The organism is Enterococcus sp. DIV0682, assembly GCF_051712685.1.
In the GTDB taxonomy this organism is placed as follows: Bacteria; Bacillota; Bacilli; order Lactobacillales; family Enterococcaceae; genus Enterococcus; species Enterococcus faecalis.
Genome location: NZ_JBIOPK010000001.1, coordinates 13,193 through 30,054 on the forward strand (window position 1 = coordinate 13,193; position 16,862 = coordinate 30,054).

General features: G+C 37.7%; 14 protein-coding genes. 12 read left to right on the plus strand and 2 right to left on the minus strand.

Translation table 11 applies throughout. The features are described from left to right. The first annotated feature begins 188 nt into the window (after positions 1–188). The 3 genes from dnaB to IGK96_RS00070 all read left to right on the plus strand — a co-directional run bounded on the left by dnaB (position 189) and on the right by IGK96_RS00070 (position 4,079). Complete coding sequence (dnaB, locus tag IGK96_RS00060; RefSeq protein ID WP_002381331.1) at positions 189–1,556, plus strand: replicative DNA helicase; 1,368 nt, start codon at positions 189–191, stop codon at positions 1,554–1,556. Between the two features lie 236 nt (positions 1,557–1,792). After that, positions 1,793–3,085: an adenylosuccinate synthase gene (locus IGK96_RS00065; RefSeq protein WP_002359213.1), complete on the plus strand. Its 1,293-nt coding sequence runs from the start codon at positions 1,793–1,795 to the stop codon at positions 3,083–3,085. A gap of 124 nt (positions 3,086–3,209) precedes the next feature. After that, positions 3,210–4,079 (plus strand): DegV family protein, encoded by an 870-nt coding sequence (locus IGK96_RS00070; RefSeq protein WP_002359214.1) that lies wholly within the window; start codon positions 3,210–3,212, stop codon positions 4,077–4,079. Between the two features lie 39 nt (positions 4,080–4,118). On the opposite strand, the gene IGK96_RS00075 is transcribed toward IGK96_RS00070, so the two are convergent. Next, positions 4,119–5,750, minus strand: a complete 1,632-nt coding sequence (locus IGK96_RS00075) for an ABC-F family ATP-binding cassette domain-containing protein (protein ID WP_002359215.1) — start codon at positions 5,748–5,750, stop codon at positions 4,119–4,121. Positions 5,751–6,002: 252 nt separating this feature from the next. Here IGK96_RS00075 and IGK96_RS00080 point away from each other — a divergent pair, with 252 nt between their 5' ends. The 7 genes from IGK96_RS00080 (at position 6,003) to IGK96_RS00110 (ending at position 13,915) form a co-directional block, all read left to right on the plus strand. Continuing rightward, positions 6,003–8,888, plus strand: coding sequence for a sigma 54-interacting transcriptional regulator (locus IGK96_RS00080; RefSeq protein ID WP_002415226.1), 2,886 nt, complete (start codon positions 6,003–6,005; stop codon positions 8,886–8,888). 201 nt (positions 8,889–9,089) lie between these two features. Continuing rightward, complete coding sequence (locus IGK96_RS00085; protein WP_002385473.1) at positions 9,090–9,602, plus strand: mannose/fructose/sorbose PTS transporter subunit IIB; 513 nt, start codon at positions 9,090–9,092, stop codon at positions 9,600–9,602. Positions 9,603–9,836: 234 nt separating this feature from the next. Further along, positions 9,837–10,829, plus strand: coding sequence for a mannose/fructose/sorbose PTS transporter subunit IIA (locus IGK96_RS00090; RefSeq protein ID WP_010775468.1), 993 nt, complete (start codon positions 9,837–9,839; stop codon positions 10,827–10,829). 34 nt (positions 10,830–10,863) lie between these two features. After that, positions 10,864–11,667 (plus strand): PTS mannose/fructose/sorbose transporter subunit IIC, encoded by an 804-nt coding sequence (locus tag IGK96_RS00095; RefSeq protein WP_002356031.1) that lies wholly within the window; start codon positions 10,864–10,866, stop codon positions 11,665–11,667. A 22-nt stretch (positions 11,668–11,689) separates the two neighbouring features. Beyond that, positions 11,690–12,601: a PTS system mannose/fructose/sorbose family transporter subunit IID gene (locus tag IGK96_RS00100; RefSeq protein ID WP_002356032.1), complete on the plus strand. Its 912-nt coding sequence runs from the start codon at positions 11,690–11,692 to the stop codon at positions 12,599–12,601. A 161-nt stretch (positions 12,602–12,762) separates the two neighbouring features. Further along, positions 12,763–13,140, plus strand: coding sequence for a DUF956 family protein (locus tag IGK96_RS00105; RefSeq protein ID WP_002356033.1), 378 nt, complete (start codon positions 12,763–12,765; stop codon positions 13,138–13,140). A gap of 247 nt (positions 13,141–13,387) precedes the next feature. Then, positions 13,388–13,915 carry an HdeD family acid-resistance protein gene (locus IGK96_RS00110; protein WP_002356034.1) on the plus strand — a complete coding sequence of 176 codons (528 nt, stop codon included), beginning with the start codon at positions 13,388–13,390 and terminating at the stop codon, positions 13,913–13,915. A 44-nt stretch (positions 13,916–13,959) separates the two neighbouring features. Here IGK96_RS00110 and IGK96_RS00115 read toward each other — a convergent pair whose 3' ends face one another. Further along, positions 13,960–14,163, minus strand: a complete 204-nt coding sequence (locus IGK96_RS00115) for a hypothetical protein (RefSeq protein ID WP_002383512.1) — start codon at positions 14,161–14,163, stop codon at positions 13,960–13,962. A 197-nt stretch (positions 14,164–14,360) separates the two neighbouring features. On the opposite strand from IGK96_RS00115, the gene IGK96_RS00120 reads away from it, so the two are divergent. Both IGK96_RS00120 and malX read left to right on the plus strand, forming a co-directional pair. Beyond that, entirely contained in the window at positions 14,361–15,131 is a 771-nt protein-coding gene (locus IGK96_RS00120; RefSeq protein ID WP_033624281.1) for a MurR/RpiR family transcriptional regulator, read from the plus strand. A gap of 148 nt (positions 15,132–15,279) precedes the next feature. Next, on the plus strand, positions 15,280–16,848 hold the full coding sequence (gene malX, locus IGK96_RS00125) for a maltose/glucose-specific PTS transporter subunit IIBC (RefSeq protein WP_002378674.1): 1,569 nt from the start codon (positions 15,280–15,282) through the stop codon (positions 16,846–16,848). The last annotated feature ends 14 nt before the right edge of the window (positions 16,849–16,862 follow it).

Here is a 16,862-nt window from a genome sequence, read left to right on the forward strand (position 1 = left end):
AATCAAATGCACAACATTTTAAATTAATAAAAATATTATATTTTTATTAATTATATATTTTTAAAAATTGGAAAGTGAACTAAAAATAGAGAAATCAGCAGAGAAAAAATGTACTTTTTTTAATGAAATTGTGTTAAAATGGATAGACTAAATGAACCAGAAAGTAAGACATCGTGGGAGAGAACAAAATGAATGAATTATTGCAAGATAGGGTACCGCCACAAAATATTGAAGCGGAACAAGCCGTTTTAGGTTCTATTTTCTTAGATGCAGATGTGCTAATAGAAGCGATGGAATATGTGGAACCTAAAGATTTCTATCGTCGTAGTCATCAGTTGATTTTCCAAACGATGATGACCTTAAGCGACCGAAATGAAGCGATTGATGTGGTAACAATCAAAGATCGCCTAGAACAAGAGAATTTGTTAGAAGATGTTGGCGGACTAAGTTATCTGTCAGATTTAGCTTTAGCTGTACCGACAGCTGCCAATGTCATTTATTATGCAAAAATTGTTGAACAAAAATCGTTGCTGCGCAACTTAATCCAAACCGCTACAGAGATTGTAACTAAAGGCTTTGAGCAAGGTGAAGATGTTGAATCTATTTTGGATGATGCAGAACGAAGCATTTTAGAAGTCTCTGAAAAGCGGAATCGCAGTGGCTTTTTATCAATTTCAGATGTTCTAAATACAACTATTGCGAATATTGACCAATTATACCAAAATGATGAAGAGATTACTGGTTTACCTACAGGCTATCAAGCATTGGATAAAATGACTGCTGGCTTGCAAGCGGAAGAGCTAATCATTCTAGCGGCCCGTCCAGCGGTAGGGAAAACCGCTTTTGCATTAAATATTGCCCAAAATGTCGGCACCAAAACAGATAAAGCTGTCGCTATTTTTAGTTTAGAAATGGGGGCAGAGTCATTAGTGAACCGGATGCTTTGTGCAGAAGGATCCATTGAGGCCAGCCATTTAAGAACAGGGCAATTATCTGAAGAAGAATGGCAAAACTTAATTATTGCGATGGGTAGTTTGTCCCGTGCGAATATCTATATTGATGACACACCAGGGATTAAAATTACCGAAATTCGTGCGAAATGTCGTAAATTAGCACAAGAAAAAGGCAACCTAGGTCTAATTTTGATCGACTACCTACAATTGATTGAAGGAACTGGAAAAGAGAACCGCCAACAGGAGGTTTCTGATATTTCACGTCAATTAAAAAAATTAGCGAAAGAATTAAAAGTCCCGGTTATCGCTTTGTCACAGCTTTCTCGTGGCGTGGAACAACGTCAAGATAAACGTCCTGTGTTAAGTGATATTCGTGAATCAGGTTCCATTGAGCAAGATGCCGATATCGTTGCCTTTCTTTATCGTGATGATTACTATGATCGTGGTGAAGGAGAAGACGGCGATCATGAGCCACCAGAAGTTGACAATGTTGTAGAAGTCATCATTGAGAAAAACCGTAGTGGTGCGCGTGGAACGGTCGAATTACTTTTCATTAAAGAATATAATAAATTTTCTTCGCTTTCGCCGAGGACAGAATTTTAAAAAACGAACTCATTTTTTGAGTTCGTTTTTTTGCTTATTAAGGGATTAAAATCAGAGAGTAAAACACGAACAATATTCGTATATTTTATTATTTTACAAAAACATAACTAAAAATGTTCGTATTTTTGACAGAAACGCTTTTGATTGTGAAAGAATATTCGATTTTTACCCTTGAAAGGGACTGGTTTTACTGGTACAATGATTCAGGACAAAAAAATTATGAACGAGGTGTTCGAATGTCATCAGTAGTAGTTGTTGGAACGCAATGGGGCGACGAAGGTAAAGGAAAAATTACAGACTTTCTAAGTGAAAACGCAGAAGTGATCGCTCGTTACCAAGGCGGAGATAACGCCGGACATACCATTAAATTCGACGGCGTAACGTATAAATTACATTTAATTCCTTCAGGGATTTTCTATAAAGAAAAAATTAGTGTAATTGGTAACGGCGTAGTTGTGAATCCAAAATCTTTAGTAAAAGAATTAGCTTATTTAAAAGAAAATAATGTTGCCACTGATAATTTACGTATTTCAGATCGTGCCCATGTCATCTTGCCGTATCATATTAAATTGGATCAATTGCAAGAAGATGCGAAAGGTGAAAACAAGATTGGGACAACGATTAAAGGAATTGGCCCAGCCTACATGGATAAAGCAGCACGGGTGGGAATCCGTATCGCTGATTTATTGGATAAAGAAATTTTTGCGGAACGTTTGCAAATTAACTTAGAAGAAAAAAATCGTCAATTCGTTAAAATGTTTGATAGCGAAGCCATTGAATTTGATGATATTTTTGAAGAATACTATGAATACGGACAACAAATTAAACAATATGTTACAGATACTTCGGTTATTTTAAATGATGCATTAGATGCTGGAAAACGGGTTTTATTTGAAGGGGCACAAGGTGTCATGTTGGATATCGATCAAGGAACCTATCCATTTGTTACTTCCTCTAATCCAGTAGCTGGTGGCGTAACTATCGGTAGTGGCGTTGGTCCATCAAAAATTAATAAAGTGGTTGGTGTCTGCAAAGCGTACACTTCACGTGTCGGTGACGGCCCATTCCCAACAGAATTATTTGATGAAACAGGAGAAACCATTCGTCGTGTCGGTAAAGAATACGGAACAACAACAGGACGTCCGCGTCGTGTCGGTTGGTTTGATTCAGTAGTTATGCGTCATTCAAAACGTGTATCAGGGATTACAAACTTGTCATTAAACTCGATTGACGTGTTAAGTGGTTTAGAAACGGTGAAAATTTGTACAGCTTATGAACTTGATGGTGAATTAATTTATCATTATCCAGCAAGCTTGAAAGAATTAAGCCGCTGTAAACCAGTTTATGAAGAATTACCAGGTTGGTCTGAAGATATCACTGGTTGCAAAACTTTAGCCGATTTACCAGCTAATGCTCGTAACTACGTGCATCGGATTTCAGAATTAGTTGGTGTGCGCATTTCAACATTCTCTGTAGGTCCAGACCGTAACCAAACGAACGTTTTAGAAAGCGTTTGGGCACAAATTTAAGCAGATTTTTAAGGGAACGTAAAGGATGGCTTATGCCAGTTCAGCCTTTACGTTCTTTTTTAATTTTATATAAAAATGAAAAACTATGGTAAAATAAAAGAAAACATGAAGGGGGCAATTGTCCGTGAATTATCAATTAGTGACAGATTCTTGTTGTGACTTGCCGTATACATACTTAAAAGAAAACCAAGTACCTTTTATTAGCATGAATATTCAAATTGACGGGAAAGAATATCGCGATGATTTAGGTGAAACGTTTGATTATCAGAACTTCTTAACGGCTATTAAAAATGGAAGTATGCCCACTACCTCTCAAGTTAATGTAGGACGCTACAATGAATTTTTCCGTCCTTTTGTGGAGCAAGGGTTACCGGTGATTTATTTAGCTTTTTCATCTGGGTTAAGTGGCTCTTATCAAAGTGCGTTGCAATCAGTAGAGATGTTAAAAGAAGAATATGATAATGTAGAAATTCATATTATTGACACAAAAGCAGCTAGCTTAGGTCAAGGGATGTTAGTCCGAGAAGCCATTCGATTACAAACAGATGGTCATTCATTAGGAGAAGTTGTTGCCTATCTTGAAGAGCAAAAAATGAAACTTCACTCGTGGGTAACGGTAGATGATTTAAAACATTTAGAACGTGGCGGACGGATTTCTAAAACAGCGGCTGCACTTGGTGGCTTAATGAACATTAAACCAATTATTCGCGTGGATGCGGCAGGCAAACTAGCATCCGTTGGTAAAACTCGTGGACGAAACAAGTCCTTGCAAAAGATTGCGCAAGAAACGATTCAAGGCATTGTAGAGCCAATGAAACAAACACTATTGATTGCATATGCAGGAACGAAAGATGACGCGGAAAAAGTCAAAGAATTAATTGAAAAAGAAATAGAAGTTAATGAGATACTGATTTATCCTCTAGGACCCACCATTACTAGTCATACCGGAATAGGTTGTATTGCTGTGTTTTCTTTTGGTGAAAAAAGAAAATAAAAAATAGAGAAGTCATTTTTTAATGACTTCTCTATTTTTTTAATAATCTGAACTGAATAAAACGTCCATTTGTTTTTGAATTTCTGGGTTTTCCAAGAATTCATCATAGGTTGTTTCTGCCCGATCAATAACCCCTTTATCAGAAACAGCAATAATTCGGTTCGCTAATGTTTGGATAAATTGGTGGTCATGTGAAGCAAAAAGAATTGAACCAGTGAAAGCCATCAACCCATCATTTAACGCAGTAATTGATTCTAAGTCTAAGTGGTTCGTTGGATCATCTAAAACTAAGACATTGGCTTTGGAAAGCATTAATTTTGAAAGCATGACACGCACTTTTTCGCCTCCGGAAAGAACATTGACTGGTTTTAGTACCTCTTCACCAGAGAATAACATCCGACCTAAGAAACTACGTAAGAACGTATTGTCATCTTCTTCTTTACCAGCAAATTGACGTAACCAATCTAAAATGGTTAATGGCTCTTCAAAGTCTTTGCTGTTGTCTTTTGGTAAATAAGCTTGGCTAGTTGTAACGCCCCAACGAACAGAACCTGTATCGGGAGTAATTTCGCCCATAATCACTTTGAATAACGTAGTCGTTGTAATATCTGAGTCAGCGATGAATGCCACTTTATCATCTTTTGTTAAGTTGAACGAGATATTATCTAAGATTTTTTTGCCATCAATCGTTACAGAGACATTTTCAACTTGTAATAAGTCATTGCCGATTTCACGTTCTGGTGTAAAACCAACGAATGGATAACGACGAGAGGAAGGTTGAATGTCATCTAAGGTAATTTTATCTAACATTTTTTTACGAGACGTTGCTTGTTTTGATTTTGAGGCATTGGCGCTAAAACGAGCGATAAAGTCTTGTAATTCTTTGATTTGTTCTTCTTTTTTGGCATTAGATTGTGCTTGCAATTTTGTCGCTAGTTGGCTTGATTCCAACCAGAAATCATAGTTACCCACGTAAAGTTTGATTTTACTAAAGTCTAAATCTGCCATGTGGGTGCAGACTTTGTTTAGGAAATGACGGTCATGGGAAACCACGATAACAGTATTTTCAAAGTTGATTAAAAATTCTTCTAACCAATTGATTGAGCGGGTGTCTAAACCATTTGTCGGCTCGTCTAATAGTAAGACATCTGGTTTACCAAAAAGAGATTGAGCTAATAATACTTTGACTTTTTGACCAGCTGTTAATTCGCTCATTTTTTGATCATGTAATTCTTCTGGAATGTTTAGCCCTTGGAGTAAAACAGCTGCTTCAGGTTCTGCTTCCCAACCGTCAAGTTCAGCAAATTCGCCTTCTAGTTCTGCGGCACGAATCCCATCTTCATCTGAAAAATCTTCTTTCATATAGATAGCATCTTTTTCTTTCATTACTTCGTAAAGACGTTTATGTCCCATAATTACAGTTTCTAAAACAGTGTAGTCTTCGTAGTCAAAGTGATTTTGTTTCAGCGTTGCTAGTCGCTCATTAGGACCCATTGAAACCACGCCAGTTGTCGGTTGAATCTCACCTGATAAAATTTTAAGAAACGTTGATTTTCCTGCACCGTTTGCGCCGATTAAGCCGTAACAGTTGCCAGGAGTAAATTTAATATTCACTTCTTCAAAAAGTTTACGATCTGGAAATTGTAAACTTACATCATTAACAGTAATCAATTGTTTTCCTCGCTTTTAATATATTCTTGAACCTCTCTGCATTATATCGGCTACAGAACCTTTTTTCAAGGAGTTTCAATCTTTTTACAGAAACGAATAAAAAGGTGGGTTTTTTATAGAAAAAAGGCGCTTTTTTAAAATGTTTCATGTGAAACAGAATTTTTTTTCATGAAAGGGTTTTTAGTGTATTTTTTTAATGATACACTGTATCATGTAAATTAATTAGTGTATCGATTAAAGGAGCCATCAAAAATGAAGCGGATTGAAAAAATCTATCAATATGTTAAAGAGCAAACGAAGAATTTAACGCCAATGACCTTAACAAGTGATGCGGGAGTCACGACACAAGAAATTTCAGAACGTTTAAACATTCAGCGGACCAATGCTAGTAAAGATTTGAATCAACTGGTTCGTGAAGGGCGCTTGAAAAAATTATCTGGTCGACCAGTAAAATATGTCGCGCAGGTGGCGTTTCAGCATCGACCATTAACCAAGCCAGTTAAAAGTTATCGGGAAAAATCAATGGATCACTCCACAAAAACTTTTATCGAACCATTGGTTGAACCAGTAGTCACGACAAGTAAAACCCCAGAAGTTGAAGATATTTTCAAAAAAATTATCGGTTCAGCTGGAAGCATGAAAACGCCGGTGGAACAAGCCAAAGCAGCGATTTTATATCCGCCAAAAGGCTTGAATTGTTTAATTACTGGACCAACAGGTTCTGGGAAAACTTATTTTGCTCATGCCATGTTTCAATTTGCGAAGCTGAACCAAATTGTGGCCAAAGAAAAAGAGTTTGTGGTGTTTAACTGTGCAGACTATGCGCATAATCCAGAACTTTTGATGTCGCATTTATTTGGGTATGTAGAAGGGGCCTTCACAGGCGCTACGAAAGCAAAAGAAGGGATTATTGATGAAGCAGATGGCAGCATTCTGTTTTTAGATGAAGTACATCGGTTACCACCCGAAGGACAAGAAATGATTTTTTATTTTATGGATCACGGCGTGTACGCGCGTTTAGGTGAAACAGTGAAATCACATCATGCGGATGTTCGGATTATTTGTGCTACGACGGAGAATCCTACTTCTTCTTTATTGAATACTTTTGTGCGACGCATTCCGATTATCATTCAATTACCGAACTTTAGTGACCGTCCTGCGAAAGAAAAAATTGACCTCCTAAAAGTGATGGTTTCAATGGAAGCAGCGCGGATTCAACGGCGAATCTCTTTGTCAGAAGATGTGGTCAAAGCGTTAATTGGAAGTGTTTCTTATGGAAATGTCGGTCAGCTAAAATCGAATGTGCAACTTGTGACTGCGCGAGGGTTCCTTAATCAGATGGAACAAGAGGAATTAATGATTACGATGGACGAATTAACGGACAATATTAAAGAAGGCATTATGCAACTTGCCAGTAATCGAGAAGTATTGTCGGAGTTATCGAAATATCTGGAACCGCAATTAGTGGTATCACCAAATGAATCTTTAGTAGCTATTCAGTCAGATGCCTATGAATTGCCTTACAATCTATATGAGATTATTGGAGATAAAGCGGCTCTCTTAAAAGCAGACGGCTTGGACCAAGAACTAATTAATAATTTTATTACAACGGATATCAATGTTCATTTAAAATCTTTCTACAAAGATTATGGATTCACCTTTGATACAGAAAATAAATTGGCTGAAATTGTTGACCAACGAATTATTGATGTCACTAAGAAAATTTATAATTTTGCAGCGAAGCGGTTATCGTATTCGTTTCAACCCAATTTTATTTATGCAATGAGTTTACACATTAGTTCTTTCTTGAAACGCATCCAATTAGGCAAAGATCCTAAGCATCCTTTAAATGAAAGTATTCGAAATATGGTTTTAGATTATCCAACAGAGTTTGAAACAGCGAAAGAAATTAAAAATATTATTGAAAGTAGTTATCAGATGGAGATTCCTGAATCTGAAAGTTACTATTTAGCTGTTTTGCTCATTTCTTTAAGAGAAAATCCTGAGGCTGGCCGGATTGGCATTGTCGTGGCTGCGCACGGAAATAGTACCGCTAGCAGTATGGTACAAGTGGTTTCTCAATTGTTAAATGTTGATAATTTGAAGGCTGTGGATATGCCGTTAGATATGCCACCGAAAGAAGCTTTGCGTAAAATCGTTGAAGCAGTTGGTGAAGTGAATGAAGAAAATGGCGTACTATTATTAGTGGACATGGGTTCATTAAGTACGTTTTCAGAAGAAATTGTACGCCAGACAGGCATTGATGTGCGGACAGTAGACATGGTGACCACGCCAATTGTGCTTGAAGCGGCCCGCAAAACCGCATTAATTGATACGCAATTGGAAACACTTCACGAGTCTTTAAAAAACTTTCATGGCTATGCCGATATTCGCCAAAGTGAAACGAAACAAATCATTGAAAATTGGAAAACAAGAGCAATTATTGCTATCTGCGCTTCTGGAGAAGGAACTGCGCGCCGAATGAAAGAGCTTATTGAGGAAGCTGTCTTGCCACAAATAGACTGGCATTTAGAAGTGATTCCTTTGTCCATTGTAAATATGAAAGAAGTCTTGCCTAAAATTCAAGAAGACTATGAAATTATTGCGACAACTGGGATTACCAATCCCAAAATTGGTGTTCCTTATATTTCCATGGAAAATTTCTTTTCCGGTGAAGCAGAAAAAATTATTCAGCAATTACTAGCAGAGCGGAAAGAAGAAGTAATGAATAAGCCGTTGGACGAAGCGGCAGCAAAAGAAATTTGTCTAAAATATATGGAGCAAAGTTTCACTTTCATTAATGGAAAAAAAATCATTGAGCTGTTGTGGTCATTCGCTAAAAATATCCAAACCCAATTAACGATGCCAGAAGAGTACACATTTTACATCAATTTGATTATGCACACATCGGGCATGTTGGAGCGTATTTTACGGAATGATACACTGACGGTTTCAGAAAAGGAACTTGGTCGATTGGTTCAAGAACCAATTTATCCAGTGATTGTGGCCTCAATTGAGACTATGGAAGAAGCTCTTAATATGGATGTTCCAGCAGAAGAAGTTTATTTTATCGCACAGTTAGTCAAAAATGCCCAGTGTATCGAAGATAAAATCACCGAAATTGATACACTAGATTAATACAGAAAAATCGATACACTATTTATTAGTGTATCGATTTTTTGATTTTCTAAAAAAAACCTATAATTTTCTAGGTTTCGAACCGATACACTAAAGTTGGCACGAAACTTGCTTATAATAAGGTGTCCCTTTTTACCTAAATTTTTAAGTAAAAAGACAAAGGTCCTAACCTTTAAAAATGAATTTAAAGGAGCATTCCCGATGGTAATGGATATTCGTTTAGCTCGAATTGATGATCGATTAATTCATGGCCAAGTAGCAACTGTTTGGGCAAAATTGACGAACATTAATCGCATTTTAGTGGTTAGTGATTCCGTTGCTCATGACAATTTGAGAAAAGCCTTGTTGGTCCAAGCTGCTCCACCTGGTGTCAAAGTAAATGTCATCACTGTTCAAAAAATGATTGATGTTTACCCTGATCCTCGTTTTGATTCGTTTCGAGCCATGTTGTTATTCACTAATCCTTTGGACGTGAAACGAGTGGTCGAAGGCGGTGTACAACTAACTTCTGTGAATATTGGCGGAATGAGTTTCAGCACAGGCAAGCGAATGATTACGAATGCAGTCGCAGTGGATGCCAACGATTTAAAAGCATTTCTGTTTTTAAATGAACAAGGTATTGAATTGGAAATTCGAAAAGTCGCAGCAGACAGCCAAGTGAATTTGATGGATTTACTGAAAAAAGAGCGTAGCAAAGAAAATAACGCCAGCTGACGTTTATTTTTACAGACGAAAGACATTGAAAGGATGTGGTGGCCTAGGACCAACATCATTGCTTCATGAACTGTATTGATAAAGGCAAGTGCTGATGTTGAAAAAAATCAAGAACTATTGAAATTTTTTCATTTATTTTTGTCAGAATCTGATTTATCTGATTTTTTTCAAAAAGTGAAAGCGTTTAGCAGTACAACCATGAAAAAAAACATCAATTATACAGGAGGTATAAAAATGGTAGGAATTATCCTAGCAAGTCACGGTGAATTTGCTGAAGGGATCTTGCAATCTGGTGCAATGATCTTTGGCGAACAAGAAAATGTAAAAGCAGTTACGTTAATGCCTAGCGAAGGTCCCGATGATGTAAAAGCAAAAATGCAAGAAGCCATTGCATCGTTTGACAATCAAGACGAAGTACTATTTTTAGTTGACCTATGGGGAGGAACACCATTTAACCAAGCGAACTCATTGTTAGAAGATCATAAAGACAAATGGGCAATCGTTGCAGGTATGAACTTACCAATGGTTATTGAAGCATATGCTTCTCGTTTCTCTATGGAATCAGCACAAGAAATTGCGACACACATTCTTGAAACAGCAAAAGATGGTGTCAAAGTTAAACCAGAAGAGTTACAACCAGCAGAAGCACCAAAAGCTGCTACGACAGAAGATGCACAGCCAAAAGGTTCGTTACCACCAGGTACAGTTGTTGGCGATGGCAAAATTAAATTTGTGCTAGCACGTATTGATTCACGTTTATTACATGGTCAAGTAGCAACAGCTTGGACAAAAGCAACACAACCAAACAGAATTATTGTTGTTTCTGATGCCGTTGCAAAAGATGACTTACGTAAGAAATTAATCGAACAAGCAGCTCCTCCAGGAGTAAAAGCCAATGTTATTCCAATCAGTAAAATGATTGAAGTAGCGAAAGATCCACGTTTTGGCAATACAAAAGCATTATTATTATTTGAAAATCCTGAAGACGTCTTAAAAGTGGTTGAAGGCGGCGTAGAAATCCCAGAAGTAAACGTTGGTTCAATGGCTCACTCTGTTGGAAAAGTCGTTGTAAGCAAAGTATTATCAATGGGTCAAGAAGACGTTGATACGTTTGATGAATTAAAAGCCAAAGGCATCAAATTTGATGTGCGTAAAGTGCCAAATGATTCAAAAGCGAATATGGACGAAATTTTGAAAAAAGCAAAAAATGAGTTAGCAAACGCGTAACTCGCCAAATACAAATCAAAATAGGAGGCTTATCATGTCTGTTATATCAATTATTTTAGTTTTACTCGTTGCCTTTCTAGCTGGTATGGAAGGGATTTTGGATGAGTTCCAATTCCACCAACCGTTAGTAGCATGTACATTAATCGGATTAGTTACTGGTAATTTAGAAGCCGGAATTGTTTTAGGTGGTACTTTACAAATGATCGCGTTAGGTTGGGCGAACATCGGGGCTGCCGTTGCACCGGATGCCGCTTTAGCATCTGTTGCCTCAGCAATTATTTTAGTTTTAGGTGGCCAAGGTGTTAAAGGTGTTCCTTCAGCGATTGCCATCGCAGTTCCTTTAGCGGTTGCAGGTTTGTTCTTAACAATGATCGTTCGGACAGTTGCGGTTCCAATCGTTCACATGATGGATGCGGCTGCTGAAAAAGGCAACATTAAACAAGTTGAAATGTTACACATTTTCGCTGTATGTTTACAAGGTATTCGTATTGCGATTCCAGCAGGTGCGTTACTATTCATTCCTGCTGACACTGTTCGTAATTTCTTAGAATCAATGCCAGCTTGGTTAACTGATGGTATGGCTATCGGTGGTGGTATGGTCGTTGCCGTAGGTTATGCATTAGTAATCAACATGATGGCAACAAAAGAAGTATGGCCATTCTTCATTATCGGTTTCGTAGTCGCAGCGATTTCTCAATTAACATTAATCGCATTAGGTGCTTTAGGTGTCGCTTTAGCTCTTATTTACTTGAACTTATCTAAAATGGGCGGTTCTTCTAACTCAAATGGCGGAGGCAACTCTGGCGACCCATTAGGCGATATTTTAAACGACTACTAATTCTGAAGGAGGAGCAAAGAAAATGGCAGAAAAAATTCAATTAACTAAAAAAGATCGTTTAGCTGTAGCTTGGCGTTCAACATTTATCCAAGGTTCTTGGAACTATGAACGTATGCAAAACGGCGGCTGGGCATTCTCAATGATTCCAGCAATCAAAAAATTATATAAAACGAAAGAAGAACGTTCAGCGGCGTTAAAACGTCACTTAGAATTCTTTAATACACACCCATACATTGCCTCACCAATCCTTGGTGTAACATTAGCTTTGGAAGAAGAACGTGCCAATGGCGCACCAGTTGATGACGTAGCGATTCAAGGGGTTAAAGTTGGGATGATGGGTCCTTTAGCCGGTGTCGGTGACCCAGTTTTCTGGTTTACTGTTCGTCCAATGTTAGGAGCTTTAGGTGCTTCCTTAGCAATGGGTGGTAATATCTTAGGCCCAATCTTATTCTTCGTTGCTTGGAACTTAATTCGTTGGTCATTCATGTGGTATACACAAGAGTTTGGTTACAAAGCAGGTTCTAAAATTACTGATGACCTTTCAGGTGGTTTACTACAAGATATTACAAAAGGTGCTTCTATTTTAGGGATGTTCGTACTGGCCGCATTAGTTCAACGTTGGGTATCGATTAAGTTCTTACCAATTGTCTCACAAGTTAAGTTAGACAAAGGTGCTTATATCGAGTGGGATAAACTTCCTGCTGGCGGTGAAGGAATGCATAAAGCCTTTGAACAAGTGAACCAAGGCTTGGCGCTTTCACCAACGAAAGTTACTACTTTACAAGATAACTTAGATCAATTGATTCCAGGTCTAGCACCATTACTACTTACATTCTTATGTATGTGGTTATTGAAGAAAAAAGTTAGCCCAATCGTTATCATTCTTGGTTTATTCGTAGTCGGCGTAGTCGGCCACTTAATCGGCTTATTATAAGAATGACGAGGTAAGTTTATTACTTCTAATCAAAAAAAGCGGAAGAGAAGTCGAGAAACTTTTCTTCCGCTTTTTTAAACAAAGATGTAATTTTGTTTGTTTCGATCAGGAAAGAAACGTATAATAAAGAGGAATTAGTCGAATGAAATGGAGCAGATAACATGGTACAATCATTAAACACAAAAGTTGATTTAGTTATAGATGCGACGGCATTTACAGGATTAACAGATTATGGACAAATTATGATAGGTGACCGCGGGTTTGAATTTTACCATGCCAAAGATCCACGTAAGTTTATCCAAATTCCGTGGGAAGAAGTCGATTACGTGTTGGCTTCAGTAATGTTCAAAGGAAAATGGATTCCTCGTTATGCGATTCAAACCAAGAAAAATGGGACGTATACGTTTGCTTCAAAAGAGCCGAAGCGAGTGTTACGAGCTATTCGTGAATATGTTGACCCAGATCATATGGTCCAATCTTTGAGTTTCTTTGATGTCATAAAAAGAGGGATTCTCTCGATTGGGAAAAAGAAAAAATAATTTATAACTGTTACTTTTTTATAAACTAGATGAAAAAGTAGCGGTTTTTTTGTGGGAAAACGAGGGACTTATTTATACAAAAAAGGCACAATTGTGCACCAAAAAAGAGACAATCAAGTGATACGTTGTTTTTAATGGAGTTATCATTGAAATGGTTTTCAGAAAGCACGATGAAAATATTTGACACCTTGTAAAATAGTAGTAACATAATAAGTGTAATAAATTATTTTATAGAGGAGTGAGTGTCATGGAACAACGACAACATCATGGAATGGACTGGGGTTCATTAGTATTAGGAATTCTATTTGTTCTGACTGCATTAATTTCTTTCCAAAATCCTGCCGGTAATTTAATTGCCATTGTGATGGTTTTTGCGATTTTTGCTATTATTAAAGGGATTTTCGAAATTTTTGTACGTAATCGTATGAAAGAATTACTAGGCTACAAAGCTTATGCACCAATCATCTTAGGGATTATTGATATCCTAATTGGTGTTTACTTATTGTTTAACTTAAATATTGGTGTCGCTGTGTTACCATTTGTTTTTGCAATTTGGTTTTTATTCGACTCAATTTTCGGCTTATTTACTTTAGATTTTGCTAAACGAGTAAGCACAGGTTACTTCTGGTTCACATTAATTGTTGATGTTTTAGGGATTATCTTAGGTGTAATGTTATTATTTAATCCATTGTCTTCAGCATTAACTCTAAGCTTCTTAGTTGGCTTCTACTTTATGATGTTTGGTATTAGTAATATTGTATATGCTTTTAGATAAAAGAAGTAAAAAAACAGGTTTTCCGAAAAGGAAAACCTGTTTTTTTAATAACGACGGTGGCAGTTGCCATTATTTCCCGAAATTGTTCGAACAAGCCACACGATAATCGCTACGGGAACTAAAATTTTTACTGCTAGCCACAATAAGCTTCCCACGATACCGACAACGGCACTAAAGAGTGAACCGACAACTAAAAATAAAAGGACCACTAAAAGAATATTTATAAACATTGGTCGTTGATTATTCATACGTACTACCTCCAAATTTTTCCTGTTTTCTATATACAGAGTATAGCAAGAACGCGCAATAAGTACCTCCATCGGAAGGCTGATTTTTTTCTCTGGCGAATGATGGAGCCGCTGTTGGTTATTTTGGACTTTCTTATTGAAATAATCAGAATATTCTGGTGTATAATTATAAAAAAGGATTTAAAGTGAGGGATTGGATGTCGACTGAGGGATTAATCGCTTTGTTAGAAAAGAAACGAAATGATTTAAGTAAAATTGAAAATCAAGTACTGGATTATATTTTGACGCATATGACGGAAATTAGTTCACAAACCATTTATGAGGTGGCGCAGGCGTTGTTTGTCTCAACAGCCACTATTTCTCGAACAGCAAAACACTTAGGTTATCGAGGCTTCCAAGAATTAAAATACGCGATCGTCCAATCGGTGCAGAGCGAGAGCACAGAAAGCGATAGTCTTAGTTTTCAAGCCATTACACAACAGTTGATCGCCAATGTGCAAGACAGTTTTCAACAAATGGATGAAGCCAAAGTCGCGGAAATGCTTAAAATGATTGAGCGTGCGAATACGATTGAAGTGTTCGGTGTTGGTGGCAGTTTTCCTATTTGTACTGATTTTGCACGAAAGCTAACATTTTTAGGAAAAAAAGCCTATGCACGATCTGATTGGGATGAACAAGCGGCAGCAGTTAAGAATCTGGATGGACAGGATTTAGCCATTTTTGTCAGTTATACAGGAGAAACTAAGGGGATTTTAGCGTATGCACGTGTAGCGCAGGAACAGCAAGTGCCGATGATTAGTTTGATTTCGACTAAAGGAAGCACCTTGGAAAAATTGTCGACGACGACGTTATTTGCCAAAGGGACGACACGTTATCATCAGCGCGTGGATTTAAGTTCAAGAATTGCTGTCATTTGTTTGTTCGATACGGTTTTATTAATGTACGCAGAGGCAAAGCAACCGCGGTAATTTTATGCAACACCATACTAAATGATGTAAGGGGATACAGAAAAAGTGTAGCCTCTTTTTTCTTTGTTTTGGGCTAGTTATAATGAGGGCAATGAATGTAAACGCAATCATTTTTAGTTTTGTAAAGAATGAATGGAGGAGTTAAGAAATGGCAGTAAAGAAAAAGAAAGCGACTTTCTGGGAGTTTTTCCAAGGATTAGGTAAAACGTTTATGTTGCCAGTGGCTTTATTAGCTTTTATGGGGATTTTGTTGGGATTAGGAAGTTCTTTTTCCAGTGAATCCATGATTGAAACGATCCCGTTTTTAGGAAAGCCCGCAGTGAAAATTATTTTCCAATTTATGTCGACAATTGGTGGTTTTGCGTTTGCCTATTTACCTGTCATGTTTGCAATGGCCATTCCGTTGGGGTTAGTTCGGAAAGAAAAAGGAATTGCTGCGTTTTCAGGTTTCGTAGGCTATACGGTGATGAATTTAGCGATTAATTTCTACTTAGTGCAGACGAATCGCCTCGTGGATCCTGAGCAGTTGCGGGAAGCCGGCCAAGGAATGGTTTTTGGGATTCAAACGATTGAAATGGGCGTTCTTGGTGGAATTATCGCTGGGCTTATTGTCTATAAGTTGCATAATCGATTTTACACGGTGCAACTACCAGATAGTTTTGCCTTCTTTTCTGGCGCACGGTTTGTACCAATTATTACTTCATTAGTGATGGCCTTCGTGGGCTTAGTAATTCCGTTAGTTTGGCCACTTTTCGCGCTAATGATTATGGCGATTGGCCAACTTATCCAACGTTCTGGTATTTTTGGGCCTTTTCTGTTTGGGTCAGGGGAACGTCTACTGTTGCCGTTTGGGTTGCATCATATTTTGGTTTCCATGATTCGTTTTACTGAAGCAGGGGGTTCAGCGGTGGTGGCTGGCAAAGAAGTGTTTGGTGCGTTAAATATTTTCTATGCAGAATTGCAAAATAATTTACCGATTTCACCAAGCGCAACAGCTTTCTTGTCACAAGGGAAAATGCCGACCTTTATTTTTGGCTTACCAGCGGCGGCACTTGCGATGTATCATACTGCAGCTCCGGCGAATCGACATAAGATTAAAGGCTTACTCCTTTCGGGTGTAATTGCTACGGCTATCACTGGCATTACAGAACCAATTGAATTTTTATTCTTATTTATTAGTCCATTATTATGGCTGTTTCATGTCATTATGACTGGTCTAGGTTTCATGGTAATGGCTTTATTGGGTGTTGTGATTGGAAACACTGATGGCGGGCTACTAGACTTTGTTATTTTTGGCTTGTTACAAGGAACTTATACAAAATGGTGGTGGGTTCTCATTGTCGGCGCTATCTGGTTTGTTGTTTATTATTTCGTCTTTAAAACAGTCATTGTAACCTTTGATTTAAAAACACCTGGACGAGACAAGGTCTTAGATGAGACTGAATATACCGATCAAGAAGTTCAATATAAGAAAACGGGTGGCTATGATGCGCCTGGGATTTTAGCGGCTTTGGGTGGGCAAGAGAATATTCAAGCTATTGATAATTGCATTACGCGTTTACGTTTAGTGTTAGCAGATGCTAATAAAGTAGATGATGACAAATTAAAGCAATTAGGGGCTTTAGGCGTCGTGCATTTAGATGCGCAGAATGTGCAAGTGATTATCGGAACCAAAGTGACAACGGTCCGTAATCAATTAGAGATGATTTTAGGTTAGAAAAAAGACAGAAG